18 protein-coding genes are annotated in these 22,056 nt (G+C 49.1%); all 18 read right to left on the bottom strand.

What is annotated here, in order from left to right; genetic code table 11:
• Positions 1 to 20 precede the first annotated feature (20 nt).
• The 18 genes from tssA to GCE9029_RS13665 all read right to left on the bottom strand — a co-directional run bounded on the left by tssA (position 21) and on the right by GCE9029_RS13665 (position 22,054).
• Positions 21 to 1,421 carry a type VI secretion system protein TssA gene (gene tssA / locus GCE9029_RS13750; RefSeq protein ID WP_062663840.1) on the bottom strand — a complete coding sequence of 467 codons (1,401 nt, stop codon included), beginning with the start codon at positions 1,419 to 1,421 and terminating at the stop codon, positions 21 to 23.
• 11 nt (positions 1,422 to 1,432) lie between these two features.
• Complete coding sequence (gene vasI / locus GCE9029_RS13745; protein ID WP_231870104.1) at positions 1,433 to 2,113, bottom strand: type VI secretion system-associated protein VasI; 681 nt, start codon at positions 2,111 to 2,113, stop codon at positions 1,433 to 1,435.
• A gap of 1 nt (position 2,114) precedes the next feature.
• The gene (locus tag GCE9029_RS13740) at positions 2,115 to 3,665 is read right to left on the bottom strand and encodes a sigma-54 interaction domain-containing protein (protein ID WP_062663838.1); all 1,551 of its coding nucleotides are present in this window, start codon (positions 3,663 to 3,665) and stop codon (positions 2,115 to 2,117) included.
• 3 nt (positions 3,666 to 3,668) lie between these two features.
• Positions 3,669 to 6,284: a type VI secretion system ATPase TssH gene (tssH, locus tag GCE9029_RS13735; protein ID WP_062663836.1), complete on the bottom strand. Its 2,616-nt coding sequence runs from the start codon at positions 6,282 to 6,284 to the stop codon at positions 3,669 to 3,671.
• An 11-nt stretch (positions 6,285 to 6,295) separates the two neighbouring features.
• Positions 6,296 to 7,087: a type IVB secretion system protein IcmH/DotU gene (icmH, locus tag GCE9029_RS13730; RefSeq protein WP_002538789.1), complete on the bottom strand. Its 792-nt coding sequence runs from the start codon at positions 7,085 to 7,087 to the stop codon at positions 6,296 to 6,298.
• 3 nt (positions 7,088 to 7,090) lie between these two features.
• Positions 7,091 to 8,425: a type VI secretion system baseplate subunit TssK gene (gene tssK, locus GCE9029_RS13725; protein WP_002538788.1), complete on the bottom strand. Its 1,335-nt coding sequence runs from the start codon at positions 8,423 to 8,425 to the stop codon at positions 7,091 to 7,093.
• Positions 8,426 to 8,427: 2 nt separating this feature from the next.
• A complete protein-coding gene (gene tssJ, locus GCE9029_RS13720; protein ID WP_062663834.1) occupies positions 8,428 to 8,901 on the bottom strand; it encodes a type VI secretion system lipoprotein TssJ in 474 nt (157 codons plus the stop codon).
• A 4-nt stretch (positions 8,902 to 8,905) separates the two neighbouring features.
• Complete coding sequence (gene tagH / locus GCE9029_RS13715; protein WP_062663832.1) at positions 8,906 to 10,357, bottom strand: type VI secretion system-associated FHA domain protein TagH; 1,452 nt, start codon at positions 10,355 to 10,357, stop codon at positions 8,906 to 8,908.
• 8 nt (positions 10,358 to 10,365) lie between these two features.
• Positions 10,366 to 11,409, bottom strand: coding sequence for a type VI secretion system baseplate subunit TssG (gene tssG / locus GCE9029_RS13710; RefSeq protein WP_062663830.1), 1,044 nt, complete (start codon positions 11,407 to 11,409; stop codon positions 10,366 to 10,368).
• Entirely contained in the window at positions 11,373 to 13,139 is a 1,767-nt protein-coding gene (gene tssF / locus GCE9029_RS13705; RefSeq protein WP_062663827.1) for a type VI secretion system baseplate subunit TssF, read from the bottom strand. The genes tssG and tssF overlap by 37 nt, the downstream gene beginning before the upstream one ends.
• Positions 13,140 to 13,577 carry a type VI secretion system baseplate subunit TssE gene (gene tssE, locus GCE9029_RS13700; RefSeq protein WP_046303148.1) on the bottom strand — a complete coding sequence of 146 codons (438 nt, stop codon included), beginning with the start codon at positions 13,575 to 13,577 and terminating at the stop codon, positions 13,140 to 13,142. It abuts the gene before it with no gap.
• Between the two features lie 3 nt (positions 13,578 to 13,580).
• Positions 13,581 to 15,053: a type VI secretion system contractile sheath large subunit gene (tssC, locus tag GCE9029_RS13695; RefSeq protein ID WP_002538781.1), complete on the bottom strand. Its 1,473-nt coding sequence runs from the start codon at positions 15,051 to 15,053 to the stop codon at positions 13,581 to 13,583.
• A 29-nt stretch (positions 15,054 to 15,082) separates the two neighbouring features.
• Positions 15,083 to 15,595: a type VI secretion system contractile sheath small subunit gene (tssB, locus tag GCE9029_RS13690; protein WP_002538780.1), complete on the bottom strand. Its 513-nt coding sequence runs from the start codon at positions 15,593 to 15,595 to the stop codon at positions 15,083 to 15,085.
• 1,386 nt (positions 15,596 to 16,981) lie between these two features.
• Positions 16,982 to 17,758 (bottom strand): phospholipase A, encoded by a 777-nt coding sequence (locus GCE9029_RS13685; RefSeq protein WP_062663825.1) that lies wholly within the window; start codon positions 17,756 to 17,758, stop codon positions 16,982 to 16,984.
• Positions 17,759 to 18,242: 484 nt separating this feature from the next.
• Positions 18,243 to 18,590 (bottom strand): hypothetical protein, encoded by a 348-nt coding sequence (locus tag GCE9029_RS13680; RefSeq protein WP_062663823.1) that lies wholly within the window; start codon positions 18,588 to 18,590, stop codon positions 18,243 to 18,245.
• Positions 18,591 to 18,789: 199 nt separating this feature from the next.
• On the bottom strand, positions 18,790 to 19,587 hold the full coding sequence (locus GCE9029_RS13675; RefSeq protein ID WP_062663821.1) for an FRG domain-containing protein: 798 nt from the start codon (positions 19,585 to 19,587) through the stop codon (positions 18,790 to 18,792).
• A complete protein-coding gene (gene pta / locus GCE9029_RS13670; RefSeq protein WP_062663819.1) occupies positions 19,584 to 20,615 on the bottom strand; it encodes a phosphate acetyltransferase in 1,032 nt (343 codons plus the stop codon). The genes GCE9029_RS13675 and pta overlap by 4 nt, the downstream gene beginning before the upstream one ends.
• A gap of 98 nt (positions 20,616 to 20,713) precedes the next feature.
• Entirely contained in the window at positions 20,714 to 22,054 is a 1,341-nt protein-coding gene (locus tag GCE9029_RS13665; RefSeq protein ID WP_046303199.1) for a TRAP transporter large permease, read from the bottom strand.
• Positions 22,055 to 22,056: the final 2 nt, after the last annotated feature.

Here is a 22,056-nt window from a genome sequence, read left to right as displayed (position 1 = left end):
TCTTTCGATCCCTGCTTAAATTATGACTTCGCAATGTTTTCTAAACGTTGAATCAATGCGGGTTCCCAATCGGTGAGCGAGGTATGGTTGGCCTGCTCTAAAAGTTGGTGGTAGTGCTGATCTGCCATGGCAGAAAGGTTGTGACGCTTCATGACATCTGCTGAGAGCATGCGCCAATAAAACTGGTCTCTGGGTTCTTTGGATGTTGATAGGCCATCATTGAGCATGGCTAACGCCACCGACAGGCCGCCTTCATCTGCGAGGGTGAATGCTTCTTTGCGCTTTCCATCCCAATCAGAGGTGGTTGCTGAGCCCGTACTTGTGGTGTCACCTTCATCAAGCCAACGACGTGTTTCTTCGCCGACATAAGGCATGCCGCCTTTGAAGCTAAGCTCGGCCACTGCAGGAACACGCTTAACAAAACTACGGACTTCCGAAGCGATGGTATCTGCCCACTCTGTGTTGCCGAGTTTGAGCGCGATGCGATAACTGAGAAAATGACCGTCAATCCAGTAAGGAGCAACAGTGAGGCTTTGCTCTACCTTGCGCCAAAGCGCGTGGTCTGCACCCCGGCTAAGTTGATCTTCATACTCTGAAATGCGGTCTGCCGAGACTGGCATAAGCTGTGTTTCACCATTCGCCTCGGCATCGGGCGCAGAGGTAATAGAGAACCACACCGCAAAGCGACGAAGGCGAAGTGCTAAAGCAATGCCGCCATCCAACTCAGAAACAAACTCAGCCACTTTCAGCAGCGTTTGTTTAACAGCGCGGTCAGAGCTTCCGTCTATTTCCAGTTTCGGAGAAGGTGCGCTGGCTGACGATGACGCCGCTTCAGAGGGTGAAGATGAAGGTGCCTGTTGAACTTGCGGCTCTGGATTTGCCAGTTTTCGTTTCAGCAAGGAAGCGATATCTAACACACCTTCTGTCGGCAGATCTTTTTCTTCTGCCGCCGCTTCAAGTTCTTTTAGCGCTTTCTCCACGTCTTCTTTCTGATCGACATCGAACATGGAGAAGTCGAGCTTCTCTGCCGCTTTCTCAGTACGCTGAACAATCTGGGAGAAGAACTTACGACGCGGCAATACACCGCGAGGGCCGGGAGCGGGATAACAAGTCTCCCAGTAAGCAGCGATGAAATCCGCCAGGATAAACACCGATAGAGTGAAACGCTCCGGTGAAGACTGATACTGCAAACACTGCAGAAGATGAGTCAGCAGTTTGAGGTCTTTGGTTTGCGTCTCAATCAGCTTCATGGCGCTTTGTTCAGCTTCACCCCACTGCACTTCTGCGTGAGAAAGTGAGCCGACTTTCATCATTTGTGTTTCAACAAAGTCCAACAGCGCATCGTCAAGCAGACGTTCACCGACCGGATTTTCTCCGGCAATCGGCTTAGCGACTCTCTCTCGGTAGGTTTGCATATCCATGATTTGCTCCCCTACCAACGACATGTCTGGCGCATGGGTTTGATGCTCTCGCGCAAGTCGGCGGTATCAAACGTCAGGTTACCGATCGCTTCCAAATCAGAGCGAAGCACCGCGCGTTGGCCGGACATTAATGCCTTCATCACATCAATAGCTGGAATACCACGACCCGCACGCATGATGTTGCCAGTGTCATCGCTTAACCAGCGTTGAGTGACACTGTAACCTGAAGAAGCCATCACTTCCGCTTTACCCTCAGATGTTGCGGTTGGCAGTATCAACTCAACCCGGCTGATATTGTCGATACAGCTGAACATCAGAATAGGCATTTCATTCTTTTTCTGGTTTCGGTCAGGCAATGCAGTCGCTGTCATCCAGATGCCAGATTTCGGTTCAGCCCGATTGGCATAGCGAAGCGCAAAACCGGTTTCATCTTCATTTCGCTCAGACTCACTCTGTTTTGCGCGTTCCCATGCTTCCGGTTTTTGCACAATAACAGTAGCTTCTGGCTGACCAGAAACAGGCGTTTTGAACACCTCATCAAAACACGCCAGTCGGTCGAGTCTCGCGGGAATGTTCACACACTCTGAGGCGCTTTGAATCAGCGCCTTATTGTCAGTCTCGTTTGCCAGCGTGTTTGCGCTTGAAAGCGCCAGTCCCGCCATTAAACACAAAGAGATTGGTCGGTACGTCATATCAGTCAATCTCCATTTTTAGGCATTTGTGCGCGAGAGTACGTTTGGGTAAACCAAGGCTTTCTGCTGCTTTTGAACGGTCACCGCCGTAACTGGATAGACGATAGCGAATCACATTGCTTTCGAAGCTCTGAACAGCCGCCTTTAGGTTATTGATGTCATCAATATCCACTCCAATGTAACTTTCAGAATTCACATCGTCAGAATTCGCGGCTACCGGGCTCGATTGTTGTAACACTCGATCGCTAAAGCTTGATGGCGTGATCTCTTCCCCGTTCGCCGTCAATGCACAGGCGTATTCAATAAGGTTTCTCAATTCACGTACGTTCCCAGGGAAGCTATGCCGGTTCAGTAAATCCAACGCGGCATAGCGAATACCAGCAATGTGTACACCTGCCTGCTTGTTGTACTCAGCAATGAAGTGTTTACACAGCTCTGGGACGTCTTCTTTGCGGATATTCAGTTCCGGCATGAAGACAGGGAACTGATTTAGACGGTAGTAAAGATCTCGACGGAAACTGCCCTCTTCGGCTTTTTCTTCCATAGCCACATGCGTCGCCGCCACCAAGCGGAAATCTGCATTCACTTCGCTGGAAGCGCCCACTGGACGGTAGGTGCGTGTTTCGAGAACACGCAGCAGCTTGGCTTGCAGCGCCAGCGGCATGTCACCGATTTCATCAAGGAACAATGTGCCGCCCTGCGCATCAGCAATCAGTCCTTGTTTGGCACGATCAGCGCCGGAGAATGCGCCTTTCGCATGACCAAACAGCTCACTTTCCAGAAGATTTTCTGGAATCGCTGCGCAATTGATGGCAATAAACGGCTTTCCTTTGCGGTCTGAAAGTTCGTGTACCGCGCGGGCAACTAGTTCTTTACCCGTTCCTGTGTCGCCACAAATCAGGACATTCAACGAAGATTGTGCCACGGTAACGACTTTCTCTCGCATTTCCTGCATCAGTCGGCTTTCGCCAATCAATACGTTTTTCAGCTCATAGGCTTGTTCGCGCTTCTGCTCATCGTTGCGAATACGCTTGATGGATGAACTCAACACTGAAATCTGGCGATGTTCTTCACCCAAATCCTGAATAATCTGGCTTTGATTAATAAAGATCTCGCAAATGCTTTGCCACTGAGGATCAGCCAGCAAACTGCTCAGTTGATGGGAAGAACCTGTGATAGTCAAAATCGCTTTGGTTCTTCTCGCGCCCGGCGGAAGCGGCATCACCAAGACACTTTCACCGCGCTTGCGATGATTCATGAGCTCAACGAAAACTGCATTTTCCTGCCAGTAATTTAACTTGGTTGGATCCAGCAGCATGGCTGATGAGGATTGGAAAACATGCGCAAACGGATGACTGAAATCGTCCACTTCCCAGTCAAAATGTTGGCCATTGTCCTTGGCGCACAGCTTTCTGCCCTGCTGGCAAGGGAGCATGACCCACACGTTGCTGATCTGCAGGTTTGATTTCAACGCATCAACAAAGGTGTCCGTGAGCGTTTGCTGATCACGGATACCAGAAAGTGTTGCTGCCAGTGAAAGCCAATCTGCCATTGCTTATTCCACCTCGCTGACAAACTCGCCGTCTTCTGCGGTGAGATAAACGCGCTGCACAGGCTCTCTAGCGGCAAGCTTATTGAGCAAAGCCAACGATACTGGCGGCAGCAATTGACCTTCGATGATCGCTTCAAGCATGCGGGCGCCATTTTCCGAGCGCGTAGCACGGCGTTGAATTTCGCCCACCAGCGCGTCATCAATTTCGGTTTCCGCGTCATAACGCTGGGCAAACACTTTCACTAAGCGGCTTAGCTTGCCTTTGATAATGGCATTGAGCGTATCGCCGCTAAGTGGCAGATAAGGCACAATTTCCATACGCGCCAGCAGTGCTGGTTTGAAGAAAGCGGCCAGCTCTGGGTAAAGCATTTCTTCCAGTAGTTGCGGTTGCTCTGCGTAATCGACGATGGTCTGATAGCCCAGATTCGAAGTGAGGAAAAACACCACATTCTGGCAATCAATCACACGGCCTTCGCCGTCTGCCAGCTCACCTTTATCAAACGCTTGATAGAAGAGGTTCAACACTTCCGGGTGCGCCTTTTCTACTTCATCAAGCAGCACGATGGAGTAAGGCATTTTTCGGATAGCTTCCGTCAGGATGCCGCCTTCTCCATAGCCTACATACCCCGGAGGCGAGCCAATCAGACGTGAAACAGTATGCTTCTCCTGATATTCAGACATATTAATGGTGGTCAGGAATTGCTTGCCGCCATAGAGAAGTTCGGCAAGTTGCACCACAGTTTCGGTTTTACCGACACCACTTGGCCCGGCCAGCAAGAAAGCCCCTTTCGGACGACCTGGACGGCGCAGGTCAGCACGTGCAGTCAGTAAGTGACGGTGAATCACTTCCAGCGCAACATCCTGTCCTTTGATTTCATTACCCAGCAGTTCTGGAAGGTGGGTAATGCGACTCAATTCATCAGTGTTCATCTGATCGACAGGAACGCCCGTCCAATCACCAATCACTTCGGCAATCTGCTGCGCATCCACATGTGGGTGAACCAAACGCTCAGTGTGTGGAATGGCGTCCAGCTCGGCATATAGTCCGCGCAGTTCATTGCGAATGGCTTCGCGATCCTCGTCACTCAGTGCCTCTTCATCTTCTGATGGCACCGCAAGAATTTGCTGTCGCTTTTCAATCACATCAGCAACCAGATCTTTCTGAACACGCCATGCTTCACGCAAAGCTCCCTGCTCTTCGAGATCTTTTGCTTCGTCAGCTTCGAGTGATGCAAGCAGCGCTTCGTCTACGTCATAGCCAAGCTCTGCCTGACGGTTCAACATATCGATTTGGCGTTGACGCTGAATGGTGCGGGTTTCCAGTTCTGCCAGACGACGCGGTGGTGAACTCAGGTTAATCGCGATTCGTGCACAGGCGGTGTCGAGCACGTCGATAGCTTTGTCCGGCAATTGACGACCAGAGACGTAACGCTCTGAAAGCTCCGCCGCTGCCACCAGTGCGTCATCACTGATCAGCACTTGGTGAGATTTTTCGTAAACGCCATGCAGACCGCGCATGATATCGACAGCTTGCTCGACGTTTGGCTCGTCCAGCTTCACCAGCTGGAAACGACGGCTTAGTGCCGGGTCTTTTTCAAAGTACTTTTTGTATTCTTTCCAGGTTGTTGCCGCAACGGTGCGTAGCTCACCACGTGCCAGTGCTGGCTTTAAAAGGTTCGCAGCATCACCGCCACCTTCCTGTGCACCTGCACCAATCATGGTGTGGGCTTCGTCAATGAAAAGAATGATAGGAACCGGAGAGGTTTTTACCTCATCAATGATGGCTTTCAGACGTTTTTCGAACTCACCTTTTACAGAAGCACCTGCCTGCAGCAAACCCAAGTCCAGGGACATCAGATCAATGCCTTTCAGCGAGTCCGGCACATTGCCATCAACGATGCGCTGCGCGAGACCTTCTACAACGGCACTTTTACCGACACCGGCATCACCAACGACAATCGGGTTGTTTTTACGGCGACGACATAGAATGTCGATCATCAGATTAATTTCGTCATCACGGCAAAGCACAGGGTCAAGTTCACCTTGCTTGGCCATTGCCGAGAAGTTGGTACAGAATCTCGCCAGTGCGGTTTCAGCTTCAGCAGGTACGGCTTGTTTTCCTTTTGTCGAATCCGCTTTGACCGCTGTTTCAGCGGAGTCTTCTGTCAGTCGCGCGAAATGCTTCTTCATCGTTTCGCGATTGACGCTTTCAAGCTGACGGATAAGATTCAGCGGCAAGTAACGATCCGGGCGGATTAGTGCCGCTAGGAAAATAACACCCGAGCGGATTTCTGAATGACCAAGATCAGTCGAGCCCAGAAGCCATGCATCCTGAAGAAGCTCAACCAGCAGCGGAGAAAACGACGGCGTATTTTCCGGCACATTTTCGCGGCTCAGTGCATCACCTGTCAGTTGACGAACGTGTGTATGGTCCACTTCCGCGCTTTTCAGTAACACGCGTACGTCGCACAACGGGTTATCCAACAAAGTGAAAAGCAGATGCTCTACTGTCACTTCCGGATTTTGTCGCTCAATACTCAGCGCGCCCGCTTGCTCCAGCGCCAGTTTGGTCTGCTGGTTAAGTTTGCCAATTAACGTATGTAGTTCAATTCGGATCACGGGTTCACCTGTTACTGAAGAAGTTGATTAAGCTGTTCAAGCACGCTGGATGTTTTATTGCTGAGTGCAATGGAGTACCCCGTAAACACCACCGCAAGCAAAGTGATAAAGCCTGCGAAGATCGTCCACACCGGTACCTGCTTACTCAGGCGGTATTTGGTAGAAACCACGTTATTCGCAGCACTTGTCAGCGAGACTTGTTCGTTGTCATCCAGTTGACGCAGCAGTTGGTGAAGTTTTGTGATCACCTTTTCATATTCTTCGCGTCCTTTTTCCATCACCTTGTAACGGCCTTCAAACCCAAGCGTCAGGCAAAGAAAGATGAATTCCAGCAGCGACTTGTAGCGCTCTGGCTCACTCTCCAGACGGGACAGAATCGTAAAGACTTTTTCGCCGCCCCAGGTTTCGTTATGAAAGCGGGTCAACAGCGAATGTTCGGCCCACACACTGTCTGCGCCCCAAGGCGTGCTCATGATGGCTTCATCGACAAAGGAGCAAAGCACATAGCGGTAAGCCAAGATCACTGCGTGGTCATATCCTTTTTCGGTCAGTTCCACTTCAATGGCTTTCACTTCTTCTACAGCCTGCTTGTAGATGGTTTCCACGTTGTGGCATTCGGAGAGTTTTCTCACTCGAAGGGCCATCCCCAGCAGTGGTGTCGCTGCATCAATCAGTGGATTGATGTTGTCGCCTCGTAGCTTGAACCAGTAATCCTGATCCGCGTCGATATTGGTCGCTTCATCAAACAGGAGGTGGTCGTAATGGCGCTCTTTATCCGGCGCATCGATATACATTTCTGCCATGGCTTAGCTCCTTATTGCCCAGAATTGCAGGTCGAGATCCGGGAAGTTACCGGCGACGTGGAAGGCGAAACCGCTGGCATTGGCCAACATCGCCCAGGCAGCGCTGGTTTTATCCAGCTGGTAATAGGTGTATCCCGCGTGGTAAGGCAACTGGCGTGGTGCAACCGGCAACGGAGAAACCGGAATGCCTGGCAATTGCAGTGAGATGAGTTCGCGGATTTTTTCCACGGAAGCCACTTTGGTTTGCTGTACAAACAGCTTGCGAAGCTCTTCCATTGGCATGCGAGCGCGCACTGCCAGAATGAAGTCGGCATCGCGGACCAGCGAAGGATCCTGAAGCGGTGCCACCATAAGGCCGTACTTGCGTTGATGAAGTTGAATAGAGACCGCACGCGGCTCCAGCACAATGCTGAGAGACTGACGAAGTCTGGTCATCACCGGCTTGAATGAAGAAACCGGCATGTCGTGCTGATAACTACCAAACTCGGGTGCCATGCGGCTTTCATCTGTGAAGGTTGCCAACTCACCACACATGGAAGACAAAGCTTCATACAGTCTTTCAGGGTGAAGGCTACGCAGTCGCGACAGATGTTGGAGTTGCGGCTGCATGCGATTCAACGATTGAAGCAACATAAAGTCGGAAACATCTGCCACACCACCTTGGCTTGGCGCGCCGATACGTTGGGAAATGTTCTTTGCACGTTCACGCATCAGTCCCGCCATTTCGCCAATAAAACGATGAAGCACGGACACTGCACCAACGTTCAAGTGACATGGTACAAAGCTGTCATCGAGCAACACGCTGCCGTCAGGACGCTTTTCCAGAATGCGGGCAATCGCGATGGAGGCGTATGCACTGCGGTCTTCTTTTTCCAGCATCAAACGCAGGCAAACCGGACTCACATCAATCGGTGCCATGTCGCCTTGGAAGGTGTGAATATCACGCACTTCCTGACTGACAGAAGTGTATCGACCTGAACCTGCGCCTTCCGGCCAGGTCACTTCGGTGATCGAATCACTGCGAAGCGGAATTGCAAGATAGACAATCTGATTCGCCAGCGAACTATCGACCACTTCCAGCGCTTCTGGTTGCATGTCTTCCTGAGGAATGCGGAAGACAGTCCCGTCAGGCATCACGCCTGATGCACTATCGAGCGCTATACGACCAAAGCTCAGATACTCCGCGTTCAGCGTCATTTCAGTCAGGCCATAGAGATAACGGCTGACAGAGCCTACGCGCTCATCCAGCTGATATTCCAAATTACGCTGCTGCTGTTGAAAATGCTGCGGCTTAACAAAAAGCCCTTCGTTCCAGACAACCCGGTTTCTCGCTGACATCTTTACTCCACTTTATCCAGAACGACTTCGGTGCCATCGAAGTACATAAGCAGGTGGTAAACCCGACCAACCGGCAGGACCTTAACGACTTTCTTCCAATCACTGACATCTGGGTCAGAGAAGCGCGCCATCACGGAGATGTAGCGCGTACTTTCATCAATCTGGAAATGGTCGATAAATTTGAATTGCCCCGGAATCAAAGAGAAATCCCGGTGGTCGACGTAATTACTTTTCAGCGCGGCTTCAGCATCGCCTGCCAGTTGGTCAAAGCCGGACGCCAGAAACATGGAGTCGTCTTCCAGTTCAAAGACCTGCACTTCAATCGGTGTCGCATCGCCACTGATGTTGGGATTGACCTTTTGCGTCGCCACCAAACTGAACGTCACCGTTGTCGGTTGATCTTTTGGCAGTGCGTCATCACTGCTCGAACAACCGAAAAGCGTGAATAGCAGAAAGCAACCTAGCAGACGTTTCATCGCCTTATACCTCCAGTTGTTTCTCACGAATCTTTCGGTCGTAAGCCTGATCAAAAATTTCCCAGAACAGCTTTTCAAAACCGCGCTGGCGGTCGGAAGTCAGCTCTTTGTAATAGTTTTTGTACATGTTCCATGCCCAGGCATCTGCGGATTCTGGTGACACTTCGCCAGGACGGCGATAAGCGCTGAATCGACGCATCAGCACTTCCGGCGAGAACGCGCGGAGAATCTGACCCAGTGCTTCCACGGTTGCGCTTTGCACAGCCTCGTTGTGGTGTTGGATGTTAGTCAGGCTTTCGCTAATCGCAGAAGGGGCAGACAGGTGAACCATACTGCGGTCGCGATCGAACATGGTTTCAACCGTTTCTTCATAAGGCAGACCAAGACGAAGCGGGTTGTCTTCAATCGGTTGAAGGTTCTTGTTCATCATGCCAAAGCGGCTTTCTTCGACCTGCTGATGCAGCGCCAAAAGGCCACGGATGGCAGATTGCAGTGAAGCACCCATCTCTTCCGACAGTGCCTGCATTTCAGCCATGTTGCTGCTGTTACCCGCTTGAACGCCAAGACCACGGAAGATAGGACCTGTTACCAAATGATTGCCATCTTCTGCAGAGGCCTCACTCCCATATTCTCCCGATGCATAACCACTGAATCCGTTTTCGCCGTATGCATTTTCTGGCTTGTCAGCATTTGCGTAGTCTCGCCCTACTTCTTGTTCCAGGCGTTCAAGGGTTTTGTCATCCATCAGGGCATCCTCATAGGGTAAAGTCCGTTTCAGCGTAATCGCTGAACTCATTTCGTATTCGCTGTCTGCATGCACGGTTTTCTCTGCGCCGTGCCATTCGGTGTCTTTTGCCAGCAGGTAGCTTTCTTTCAACTGCTCGGCAGACATTTCCTGGTGTTCACTCAGTGGATCATCACCAGAAGAAATTTGGGGAGTGGCAGCTTCAAGGGCGGCCAAAGGGTCATCAATCACTGCATCATCGGGATTTTCAACGTCGCTATCGTCACGCTCAGCGCCAATCTGCGTCGCGTCTTTTTCTGTCAGAAAGACATTCTCTAATCCATGCTGATTCGCCGAACCGTCTGAGCCCGCGGCACTTAAATGAATGCGGATTTGATAAGGACCAATCAGCACCATGTCGTTGTCTTTCAAACGCGCTGATTTGCCTGCGCCGACGGGAATCGTGGCGCCATTCATGTAGCTGGCGCCGCGAACATCAAGCAGACAAAGCTCGCCATCGATTTCAACGATCTCTGCGTGATGCGGGAACACGCGGCCTTCTCTGTCGATCAAGTTCCACTCGTCGGCACCGCTGGAACCAATTGAGCCACCTTCATTGGTAAACACATGCGTGGCGGACAAACCTGCCTCTAAGTGCTGGGTGTTGGTTACCGTGAGTGTTGCCTGCTGCAACTGCGATTCCTGTTCTATCTTGGGATAGTGTTGAGACATATTTCCCTCTACTGCCTGGCCTGGATGCGCACCATGCGCGGTCGGTCTAATTCGCCCGTGAAGGACGACCAACCTAGCGATGCCGGGTTTTGCGCTGAAAGACGCATCGGCGGTGCCTGGTCAGGCTTCAAACCAAGTTCCAAATCAAAAGCCATTTGCTCTCGCAGCACGAACTCCACCAAGGTCAGCAGAGGCATGTATTCCTTGCCAGAGGGGAGAAAATCGCGAAAGCGCGCTTGCGTGAGTCCATTAATACAGATGACGAATTTTCCGCTTCGGTCAGCGACTTTGTCGCCAATCACGGTGTCCATGCCCAACGCCACATTGGCCATCCCCAGACTCATTTTTTGCTCTTGGGGAATATCGACATGACGCAATTCCCATTGGCGGATGGTGACATCTTCCAAATCAAAGCAATGCGCGATGATGCCGGAGACCACTTGAGGTGAGCGACTACGTCCTGCCAACATGCCGGCGTAAGACAGCATCTTGCACCAGTTAATCGGGGTCTCTCCGCGAAGGTCACTGTCAGCCAATCCAACCAGAGCGAAAAGCTGTGCAGAAAAGGCATCTGAAGCATCTTCACGGAAACGGATGTAGTAGCGATACTTGCGCCAGATTTGGTAAACCAGCGTGATAATTCGGTGGTTGAAGAAATCCAGAAACGGTTTTCTAAGGCCCGTTTCCTCGCTCTCAGTCAGTATTTCTTCGAGGAAGAAGCCAGGGAGTGGCGATTGTGCACCACTCATTCCAAGGAATGTGGTTTCAAGGCGATAGCGGTCACCGTTCACTTCTTCCAGCGCGGTAACATCGCTGGCAGCAAAACCTAGACCAGGATGGTTACCAAACAGCAGCTTGCTGGAGGTCGACTTTTCACTTTCCGGATCCAAATCGTTGAGGTGGTGCATAAGCTCCACCAACTGATAGAAGTTGTAGGCTCTGACGTTTTTAGGCAGGCCCGATCCCTTGTTATCGCCCCCGTCCTTTTCATGAAAGTCAGGGGCAACAGTTTCCTCTATATCAGAGGTTGCTGTCCGTTCTGAATGCCCCATGTATACCTTTCCTGATTATCAGCATTGATGATCACCAACTCGTGGAAGGAGTTGATGCTGGCGTAAAGTGAGAAGAATCGGCTGAGTACGGTGCCGAAAATGTAAAGCTCGCCCTCAGAGCCAAACGCACTTTGGGTTAAGGTGATTTCTGAACGCAATCCGCGAACCGGAAGTCCACGAATGAGTTTTTCGATCGGCTTGGATTGGATATCGACAATGCCATCCAAACGCTGGCGTGATACACGCTCTGCCTGACGGTCAACCAGGGCGCGGAAGTCATATGCTCGCAAAACTGAAGAGAGTGCATCCTTGGAAAGTAACGACAGATAGTTAAGCGACAAATTGGAAATCAGCGTCCAAAGTAAGGTGCCATCAAGCATTGGCCGCATAGGCGCAGTCGGTTCGGTCAGGTTGCTGAACTTTGCATACGCGGGAGAGGAATCCGTCGGGATACTGATATCGCCTTTTCCTAGCTCCAAAGGCAATTGACGGTTTGTGCAGGTCAAACTTAGAGAGATCGCCTCGCTGAAATCCACACACTCGGTCTCATCGCTTCGGACGAAAGAAATGTGGTGATCAAAGCCATCGGTATGAACACTGTCTTTCACACGAACGCGGTAGTAGAGCGCTTTTCTGTCGCGCGCACGTTCGATTTCATGCTGAAAGCTTTCAAATGGCGTATAGGTGCGAACCTGACCGCGAATGCGTCCTACATTGTTTTCCTGCCAGCCCTGAACCAAATCCACACTGAATATTTCGTAGTGAGATGCATAACGGCTGGAAGGGGTAATCTTGTATTCAGTGCTTTTCCCGTTGAGATCAATCGGATCTGCATCGTGAGAAAAGAGGTTGATGATTGGCGTGCAGTAGAGCTCGAAGCTTTCATCTTTCACGCGAACATCTGGCGGAAGCGTTTTTGAGAAGCTGAATCTCAGTGTGATTTTGCCTTGCGCTTCCACGGGGACAAACTTGCCAAGATTGGGGACATCGAAAAACAGATAGGCTTCAGGAAACGAGAGATATTCCTGCAAAATGCGGTAACCTTCATAGACGTTTTTCGGGTACGGCAAGATGGCATCATCACTGTCAAAGCCTACGGCTCTGAAGCTGTTTTTGGGTAAAATGACAACTTTGTCGCCAGTCACCACTTCCACTTTATCGAGGTAATGACTCAACCAGAGATAAAGCATTTCAGCACTGTAGGTTTCCCCGCCAAGGAAGAAACGCAGTGAGTTCAACCCCAACTGCCCTGCCATTTGGTCACCGAGAATCGTCAGCTCCACATCAACCAGCGATGCATCTCGGGTATGGACGGTAGAAACTTTGTCGCGACGCAATGGATAAATATCGACATTACGGCAGGTTCTGAAATGACAAACAGTGCCAAACACAGGATTGGCATCAAGTTGTGTGCCTTTCTCGATTTGTTGGGCGTAAGTCAGCGCTTTTTCGTCTGGGGAGAATTGTGCAATGCTGATGCTGGGGACCGGACGAAGATAGTTCGGCCACAGCATATTGATAATCGAGTGAGTCAGTTCAGGAAATTCGTCTTCGACTTTTTCGCGCAATCTTCCCGTCAGAAACGCAAAACCCTCAAGCAAACGCTCGACATCCGGGTCGGTATTTCTGCTGTTCAGAAAGCGGGCAAGCTGAGGGTAGACTTCTGTAAATTCAACGCCTTGCTCACGCAAGAACGCCAGCTCATCCCTGAAAAATCGATTCCGTGACACTTAAACTACTCTGTACTTTCGATTGCTATCCAACAGAAGTTCCATCTGCACATTCCTGTGCAAGGCTCCTGCATTGATTGATGCGGTAACTTGAAACCTGAGATTTAACGGAGATCCGTTATCCGGTAGTACATGAATTTCCATGCTCTTTATCCGCGGTTCATAAGTTTCAATGCATCGTCGAATGGCTCGGCGTATCTGCAAAGCCAGGTCATGTGAACTCAGGGACGCATCGTTGAAATCCACCAATCCAAGCTCCGGTGCACTCAGGGACTCTCCCATTCGCGCATTCAGAAGATTGGTGACATTTCTCTTCAACGACTGCAGAACCTCATCGGTATCTGGTCCCTGAGTGACAGACCGCTTTGGTGCGTCAGCTTCTAACCGTTGGAAGAAGCTGACGCCGTACGCGGAGTCCTCTGCGTCAGGTACAGCCATGGATTACTGATCCAGGCGGCCTACCAAAGACAGCTCGAAGTTCGCGCCCATGTACTTGAAGTGAGGACGAACAGCCAGAGAAACCTGGTACCAACCCGGATCGCCTTCCACGTCCATCACTTCCACTTTCGCTGCGCGAAGCGGACGACGGCTGCGGACTTCTGCCGGTGGGTTTTCCTGATCTGCCACATATTGACGAACCCAAGTGTTCAGCTCGCGCTCAAGATCCTGGCGCTCTTTCCAAGAACCGATCTGTTCGCGTTGCAGCACTTTGATGTAGTGCGCCAAACGGTTGATGATCATCATGTATGGCAGCTGGGTACCCAGCTTGTAGTTGGTCTCTGCTTCTTTGCCTTCTTTGGTGTTTGGGAACACTTTTGGCTTCTGGATAGAGTTTGCAGAGAAGAAAGCGGCGTTATCGCTGCCTTTACGCATCGTCAGAGAGATAAAGCCTTCTTCGGCCAGCTCAAATTCTTTGCGGTCAGTGATAAGCACTTCGGTAGGGATTTTTGCTTGAAGCGCACCCAGTGATTCAAACAGGTGAACAGGCAGATCTTCCACTGCACCGCCACTTTGTGGACCAATGATGTTCGGACACCAGCGGTATTTCGCGAAGCTATCGGTCAGACGTGAAGCCAGTGCGAACGCAGTGTTACCCCAAAGGTAGCTTTCATGTGAATCGGATACGTTTTCGCGGTAGTTGAAAGACGTGATTGGGTTTTCAACTGGATCGTAAGGAACACGCAACAGGAAGCGTGGCGCAGTCAGACCCAGGTAGCGTGCATCTTCAGACTCGCGCAGTGAACGCCATTTGGTGTAACGCGGGCTTTCGAAGGTAGCAGACAGATCTTTCAGGTTTGGCAACTCTTCGAAAGAGTCGATACCGAAGAACTCAGGTGCCACTGAAGACAGGAATGGCGCATGAGCCATTGCACCTACTGAACCTACATATTGCAGCAGCTTCATGTCTGGTGTGCTTGGCGTGAACGCATAGTTACCAACAATAGCACCTACTGGTTCACCACCAAACTGGCCATAACCTGCTGAGTAAACATGCTTGTACAGACCAGATTGCGTAGTCTCAGGAGCAAATTCAAAGTCATCCAGCAGTTCTTGTTTCGTAGCATGGAGCACTTCAATTTTGATGTTTTCGCGGAAATCAGTGCGGTCAACCAGCAACTTCAGGCCACGCCATGAAGATTCCATTTGCTGAACAGGCTCGCTGTGGAGAATTTCATCCATCTGGGCACTGATTTTCTTGTCCAGTTCAACCAGCATCTGGTCTACCAGAGCTTTATTGACTGGTTCTTCCTGCTGGTCTGAACCAATCAGGTTTTCAATGAATGCAGCTACACCCTTTTTGGCAACATCATAGCCTTCTTCGCTAGGTGCCATGCGGGTTTGAGCCATGATGTCGTCGAGCAGACTGCCAGATTCATAGGCAGAACTCTCAAGCGTTTTCTCTTGTACGGACATTAACAAAATCCTTTTCTCTTCTGCGTTGATTACTGTTCGTCAGCCGGTTGCTCTTCAGCACCCACCAGCTCCAGTTCAGCGAGTAATTTCTCGCGGGAATCTTCAGATGCCAGCAGCTCTTGAAGACGGGCGCGGAAAGCAGGGATATTGCCTAGCGGGCCTTTGAGAGCAACCAGTGCTTCGCGAAGCTCAACAAGCTTCTTCAGCTCAGGTACCTGGTTTGCTACTGAATCTGGGGAGAAATCCGCCAAAGACTTGAACGACAATTCGACAGGAAGATCTTGACCTTCCTCTTCTGTCATCACGTTTGGCACTGAAGTAGTCACCGAAAGGTTGCTCTCTCGCATGACCGAGGTGAAGTTGTTTTTATCGACAGAAACGGCTTCGCGTTCTTCGATTGAGGTGTCTTCTGGGTGACCTTTGAAGTCGCCCAAAACGACCATTTTCAGCGGGAGTTCAATCTCCGCCTGAGCATCGCCGGTTGCTGGAACGTATTTAATGTTAATACGTTCTTTTGGAGCAACACTTCCCTCTTTCGCCATTTTACGCTCTCCTTTCGCTATAGAGACTTTACGGATTAAACATGTTTAAGCATCGATTTCACGCCGCATGAAGGTGTTATTCCAATCAAAGAAAAACACTTTAAAGCAGCCAATCTCCTCTGCGACAAACGACGCAGAAGAAATTAAGGAAAACAAACTCGAGCCGGGTTTCTTTCGTTAAGAAACGGCTAAGTTAGAGATCGCTAATTAATCTGTGTTTACAGCAAAAAGAACTTTGGAGGGAAAAAGAAGAGAACAAGTAAAAGGTCAATGAAATGCAAAAAGAAATTCGCCATAAATGCTTGCGACAAAATGCATAACACTCAACTATGATTCACTTGTTAAGCTTGTACCACCTTAGAACCTTGCCAACCAACGTTATGTATTTATTAGTATTTTTAGATGCTCACTGAAGAATCTCATGAAGAAGCTTTCAGTGGCTCTTATCAGCTTGTCGCTAAAACGCCTATGCCAATAACCTTGAACGAGGAGACTATATAAGCGTTAAAATTTTATAATTATGATTATTCAATAGTACGAGCATAGACAAGATATAATTTACTAAATTACAGGCATGAAATAATAAAACCAGACCTCAGTCGCGATTTATTATTTATTGGACAAGTGACTCAATAAAGAGCATTAAAAAAGCATTAGGAGAGAAGTTAGTACAAATCACCTACTTTTTAAATTAAGGCGAAACGAATGAAAAATTAATTACATATTTAATTGTAGAGAACAGTAACTATAAACCAAATCAACATTAATCCGCGCCGTTAGATGGCTTGAACATTTCCTCAACGTCAATTGTTCCATAACACATCACTATAGTGTTAAAACCCAGGGTACCTCTACTCTGGTCACGGATATGCCAGTTTCAGCATTCTCCCCAATCACTTCTACCATGACGTGGAAATTTAGGTTTGCTATAAGCAGCTAAAGCCAGCCCTGAGTGCGGCAAAAGTAGTCATACTTCATCACATCAGGAGAGCAAGATATCGTCGTAAAAGAACCATAACCAGCATATGCCGTATCAAAATTGGTTAGCACAACTGCGTTCCCCACTTCATTGCTCCCTTGGTGAAAGATGTGAATCTGACATGATACAAAGCAAGTTGCAGACCAATATTGTAACTCTGAGTATTCAAAGAGTTAGACATCTGCTCTTACCAGTTCAAGCAACTTATTGCCTGACTTTCAGGTAAGTAGTTGCCAAACTGGTCATTTTTTGCCCTGAGTTAGCTGTCTAATTCTGCTAACGTTACAGAATCACAACCAGAACTTAAGTATGGCAAAAGGACTAGATATAAAGCTGTACATATTTCATGACGTAAAATTAATTTACGCCCAATATTTCATACTTGATTCATAAGGTCTCTAAATAGATTAGAAACTGAAGGCAACACCCACACCGTAAGCCGTTTCATCAAAGCGGTAGTTTGACACAGTGATCCCATATCCGGTTTCTGCCTTTACATAACCTCTCAAGCCTTGATAGATAGGTAAGTTCCAACTGACGCCGTAGTAAAGGTGATCAAATTCATCAGCAAACAAGTTACTGACTGTCAGTTTAATTTCTTGTGATTCTGTGGGCTGCCAACCTATTGTTAACCGTCCATAACCCAGAAAATCGGAAATATCAGGATTGTAGGTTACGTTTCCTACCCTGACCCAAGGCTTAAAACTTATATATCCCCCCGCCCAATCTCTTCTGGCATCAACATAAATGCGGTTCCAGCTTACCTCATTGTCACCACCGGCTCCGTTAGATTCATGTTCAGCCCCCATGTCAATTTGCCAGTCCTCCAAATTCAGCCGATAGAAAAGCTCAGGGTTATAAGTACTGTCTCTAAAGTAGGCAGATGTATCGTAGGCTTCCCAGTTAGACCTCTGGGTGTAGGCCAGGTAAAGACCATCTTTTCCAACTTCAATCAATTGATACTTTGCGCTGAACTGAAATTGTATAAACGTGTCCTTAGCTTCTGTGCCATTCGGGTTCAGGGGTTCAAACCGTTGTTGGTTAACACGACGTTCTTTATAGAAAGGGAGGAAGTAATTGTTTTTGTGGGCAGATAGTCCTTCGATAGCTGCTACAGCACTTGAAGGGAAAAACAACAGGCTGCTGATGGAAACAAAACCCAGTGCCAAAGATATAGCTCTCATCAATACTCCTTAGGGCCTGTTGACCTTTGGTGATGATTTTTGCAGCAGTTTGTGGGGACTTTATGCAAGGCAGAGGCTTCGACGTGTAGCTAGCCTACATGAGAAGCCGATAACGCGGCAGAAATTCCCCACAAACGCTGCCCGAAGGGTTCTGCTCTAAGCGTTTTATGCTTTGTTGAGGTGTATTTGCTTAGAATGACTAGGCGGCACACACCTCGTCGCGCCTAAAACGCTTATAGCTAGAACAAAATTTAACCACCAAAGGTCAACAGGCCCTAGGGTCTATCGCACTTCATGCGCTCAATTGACTAATTCCGGAGTATAGACAGAGTTAAACCTTGTCAGGTCACCCTTTTTGAGGAGGTGAATCAGTAATGATTCATTCGCCACAATCGAGGAAAAGCTTACCTTAATGGTGAATCTGAAGAGCCCAGTGCAAAGGCTCGAAGAAGTTGGAGCCTCTATTGATGCCTTTTTGAAACGCTCAGAGGTGAAAGCCTTGTTTCTGGAAACGCACATTCCATTTACCGTTGTTTTCTTTCTCGCAGTTTTCTTCCGTATCAAATTGCACGTGCTTGCTCATATCTTTCACTTTGATATCGATAGAATCCAACGCATCTTTGATAAGTCGATGAAAGCTTTCTTGGTTGGCTAACGCCAAATTTGCCTGGGTGTCAAAGACACAAACGATGTTTAGCGAGTTCGGGAATCTGTCGTAATTTACAAAATGAGTCAGCCACTCGAAGCCATCATTTTCTGACTGGGCAATGTCACACACTTGGGTTAGTGCCTTTCTGAGTAAATTGTCGATTTTCTTGTCTGTCTTTCTCACATTCCTCACCTTTCGAGCTTCATGGCGCATTTGCTGTTTTACAGCATGTTAGGTGGGACTGAGGGCAAACACCAGTTCGGTGTCGACCGTTTAGATTGAAAGTTCCGACAGTCAATGAGAATTGCTTCCCTCTAACTGCTGATCTTCGCCAGTGATTAGAGGGAACTCCTTCGTGGGATGAGAATAGAGACCATAGCGATCAATCAAAGTCAAAATCAGACACGTATTTTTGCTTAAATTGTTGCAAACTCTCACCGGCTTCGCCCTGCATCTCAGCGCCATTGGAACGACTATCCAGAGGCATCCAACCGTATGGGTTATTGTCGTACATTAAATTCACGTGACGACACAACCCAAACAAATTGTTGTATATAGAATGTTCATTGATACCGAACTCATTAAGCTCTTGAATAATTTTGACTTTGAGATCTGGCATGATCGGGAGTTCAGTCAACGCGGCATGCATTCCTTCTTCCTCCTCCAACGCCGTGAATTGAGGGCGGCCCTGAATAAGGTTTGAGGCGTGCACAGTTAGCCGTTTGTTTTTATCTACGGCTTTCCCGTAGACAGGCATGATGTGTGTTTGTGTAATCGCAAAAGGATCATCGTCCATACCCAGTTGTGGAATACTCTCCGTGTTCAGTACATAAACAAGAGGCTGAGATCCTGAACTATGACAGGCGTACCATAGCGCCTCGTAAGGATTAATCGTCCAGTCCAACAAACGGGTTTCCAAGCCGGCGTTGTGCGCTTTCATCAGTAAGTGGCATGTAGAAGGATTATCAATGTCGATGTAGTCCCGGCCATACTCCGCGATATGCGCTAACATCTTGGCTTCCGTTTCTGCGGTTTTAGTGCGACCGCGAGCCGCCTGAGGGAGCAATTTGCAGCGGATATTGGGCTGCCCTCGAAACAGCATGATTTTGTTGGTTGCGGCGATTTTTTCAATCGCTGCCGTAAAGGCAGATAGTGAGTCTATATAGTTAATATGATTCATAATTCCCTCGCATTGGAGTAGCCAACTGAGCTGTTTATCTCTTTTTGCACGACCGTCACCGCGATAACGTTAACAATGTCATCCACGCTGCAGCCCCTCGATAAGTCATTCGCTGGTTTTGCCAAGCCTTGCAACAAAGGACCAATCGCAACCGCTCCTCCAACACGCTCTGCCAGCTTGTAGCAAATGTTGCCCGCCTCCAGATTAGGGAAAATGAGGACATTCGATTTCCCTTTTACGTTGGAATTAGGCAGTTTCTTCTTCGCGATATCCGCGACAATTGCCGCATCCAATTGGATATCTTCATCGATAGCAATGTCCGGCAACTGCTGCTTTACCCGTTGAGATGCCCTGACGACCTTGCTGACCGATTCGTGCTCTGCGCTGCCGCTGGTTGAAAAAGACAACATGGCGACTTTCGGCTCTTCCATCAGTAAGGTTTCTGCATTCTTCGCTGCTGCAATAGCAATGCTCGCCAGTTCTTCGTCGGAGGGATCAATCACCAGCCCACAATCTGAAAAAATCAGCCCTCCTTTGAGGGTGTGGAAGGGTTGGCACAGCATCATTAGAAAGAAGCTGGACACAATGGTGCTGGTACCATCCAATCCAATGATTTGTATTGCGCTGCGAACGACATCTTTCGTTGTGTGCACAGCCCCAGCGACTGAGCCGTCAGCGAGTCCTTTGGCCACCATAAGGTTGGCAAAATTGAGTGGCTTAAGCGTTTCTTGCAATGCCTGCTTAGGCGTGATGCCTTTCTTTTCCCGAAGCGCGAAATACAACTCCGACAAAGAGGCTGTGAGTGGACTGGATTGAGGTTCAATCACCTCAAAATCATCAAGTTGAACTTTGGCTTCGTCTGCAGCCAGTTGTAGTTTCTCTCTTTCGCCAACCAGAACGACCTTTGCAATTCCACCTTGTTGAGCCTGAGCGGCGGCGATGAGAATCCGTTTATCATCGCCTTCACACAGCACAATTTTTGAGTCCAACTTCTTCGCTTTCTCAATAATATTGTTTAACGCTTTCATCACTTACTGCTCTCTTAACGTCACTTTTCAAAACCCAATATCCCCATGGGATTTCACCCAAATATCTCTAAAAAAAGCTGCCGTAAGCTGAACCTTCTTTATGGGCCCACCAGCGAAGGAAGCCATAGAGTGAGTTGTGGGAAGAAGGCAATAACAAACACACCAAGCACCGAGGCAAAAACGAAGGGATGAATTCTTGAAGTAATTTGCTCGACGCTCGATCCGCCGATACCGGACGCGACAAAAATGTTCTCTCCCAATGGCGGCGTCGCAAAGCCAATGGATAAGGTACAAATCACCACGATCCCAACATGTGTAGGGTCTGCACCCAGCATGTACATGATGGGCAGCAGCACAGGCACAATGATCATGATCGCAGCCAGGGTTTCCATAAACATGCCGATAAAGAGCAGCAGCATGATGGTTAAAGCCCAAACCAAATACATGTTGTCCGTCACACTCAATAACGCATCAGCCACATGAACCGGAATTCGCTGCTCGATGAGAAGACGTCCGAAAACCGTGGCAGCGAAGAGAATCAAAAGAACACGGCCGGTTATCCATGTTGTGGTGGTCAAAGACTTAAGCACATTCTTAAATTTCAGTTCTTTATGTAAAAAGAACCCCACAAACAGTGAGTAGAAAATCGCCACCACTGCCGACTCGGTTGGCGTAAAAATGCCACTATAGATCCCACCCAGTATCAGAAATGGCGCAAGAATCGACCAAACACCCCGACGCAACGAGTGGTTGATGTCAGGAAGAGACCAGGACTCCATCAAGCCTTTGTAGCCACGTCGTTTAGAGATGTAGTAGTTGGTCAGTATCAAGGTTGTCGCCATGATCAGCCCAGGAACAACACCTGCAATAAACAATTTAGGGATGGAGACGGTATCAAACTCGCCATGCAGGGATATCGCTTCTGGCGGTGCCATCAACCCCATCGCAGAGATACCGAAGATAACAATAGGTATAGAGGGAGGAATGATTATCCCTAAACCTCCGCTTGCGGCGGTCACCGCTGACGCGTAGCTGGCTTCGTATTCACGTTTCACCATGGCAGGGATCATCAGCATCCCTACCGCAGCCGTCGTCGCTGGCCCAGAGCCGGATATCGCACCGAAGAAAAGACAGGCAAAAACCGTTGCAGCTCCCAGTCCACCTGTTACCGGGCCTGCCATGTTTTCTGCAATATCGACCAATCGGCGTGATATACCAGAGGCTTCCATCAAGGCTCCGGCCAAAACAAAAGATGGCAGAGCCATTAGTGGAAAGTTCCCTACAGACGTGAATGCGATTTGCACCAGTGCAATAGGGTTTTTATCCAAAATCAGGTAGGCCGCCATCGATGCGCCAGCTAATGAAACGGTGATGGGTGCCCCAAGCACCAGCAGAACTAAAAAACCACCAAATAGGATGAGTGTTAAATAGGCTTCCATAA

It is taken from the genome of Grimontia celer, assembly GCF_900055185.1.
GTDB lineage: Bacteria > Pseudomonadota > Gammaproteobacteria > Enterobacterales > Vibrionaceae > Enterovibrio > Enterovibrio celer.
This window is presented reverse-complemented; position numbering and strand designations above follow the sequence as displayed.

Coding starts and splice junctions, on each gene's coding strand:
- tssA (WP_062663840.1), bottom strand. CDS start 1,421: ATGGATATGCAAACCTACCGAGAGAGAGTCGCTAAGCCGATTGCCGGA.
- vasI (WP_231870104.1), bottom strand. CDS start 2,113: ATGACGTACCGACCAATCTCTTTGTGTTTAATGGCGGGACTGGCGCTT.
- GCE9029_RS13740 (WP_062663838.1), bottom strand. CDS start 3,665: ATGGCAGATTGGCTTTCACTGGCAGCAACACTTTCTGGTATCCGTGAT.
- icmH (WP_002538789.1), bottom strand. CDS start 7,087: ATGGCAGAAATGTATATCGATGCGCCGGATAAAGAGCGCCATTACGAC.
- tssK (WP_002538788.1), bottom strand. CDS start 8,425: ATGTCAGCGAGAAACCGGGTTGTCTGGAACGAAGGGCTTTTTGTTAAG.
- tssJ (WP_062663834.1), bottom strand. CDS start 8,901: ATGAAACGTCTGCTAGGTTGCTTTCTGCTATTCACGCTTTTCGGTTGT.
- tagH (WP_062663832.1), bottom strand. CDS start 10,357: ATGTCTCAACACTATCCCAAGATAGAACAGGAATCGCAGTTGCAGCAG.
- tssG (WP_062663830.1), bottom strand. CDS start 11,409: ATGGGGCATTCAGAACGGACAGCAACCTCTGATATAGAGGAAACTGTT.
- tssE (WP_046303148.1), bottom strand. CDS start 13,577: ATGGCTGTACCTGACGCAGAGGACTCCGCGTACGGCGTCAGCTTCTTC.
- tssC (WP_002538781.1), bottom strand. CDS start 15,053: ATGTCCGTACAAGAGAAAACGCTTGAGAGTTCTGCCTATGAATCTGGC.
- tssB (WP_002538780.1), bottom strand. CDS start 15,595: ATGGCGAAAGAGGGAAGTGTTGCTCCAAAAGAACGTATTAACATTAAA.
- GCE9029_RS13685 (WP_062663825.1), bottom strand. CDS start 17,758: ATGAGAGCTATATCTTTGGCACTGGGTTTTGTTTCCATCAGCAGCCTG.
- GCE9029_RS13675 (WP_062663821.1), bottom strand. CDS start 19,587: ATGAATCATATTAACTATATAGACTCACTATCTGCCTTTACGGCAGCG.
- pta (WP_062663819.1), bottom strand. CDS start 20,615: ATGAAAGCGTTAAACAATATTATTGAGAAAGCGAAGAAGTTGGACTCA.
- GCE9029_RS13665 (WP_046303199.1), bottom strand. CDS start 22,054: ATGGAAGCCTATTTAACACTCATCCTATTTGGTGGTTTTTTAGTTCTG.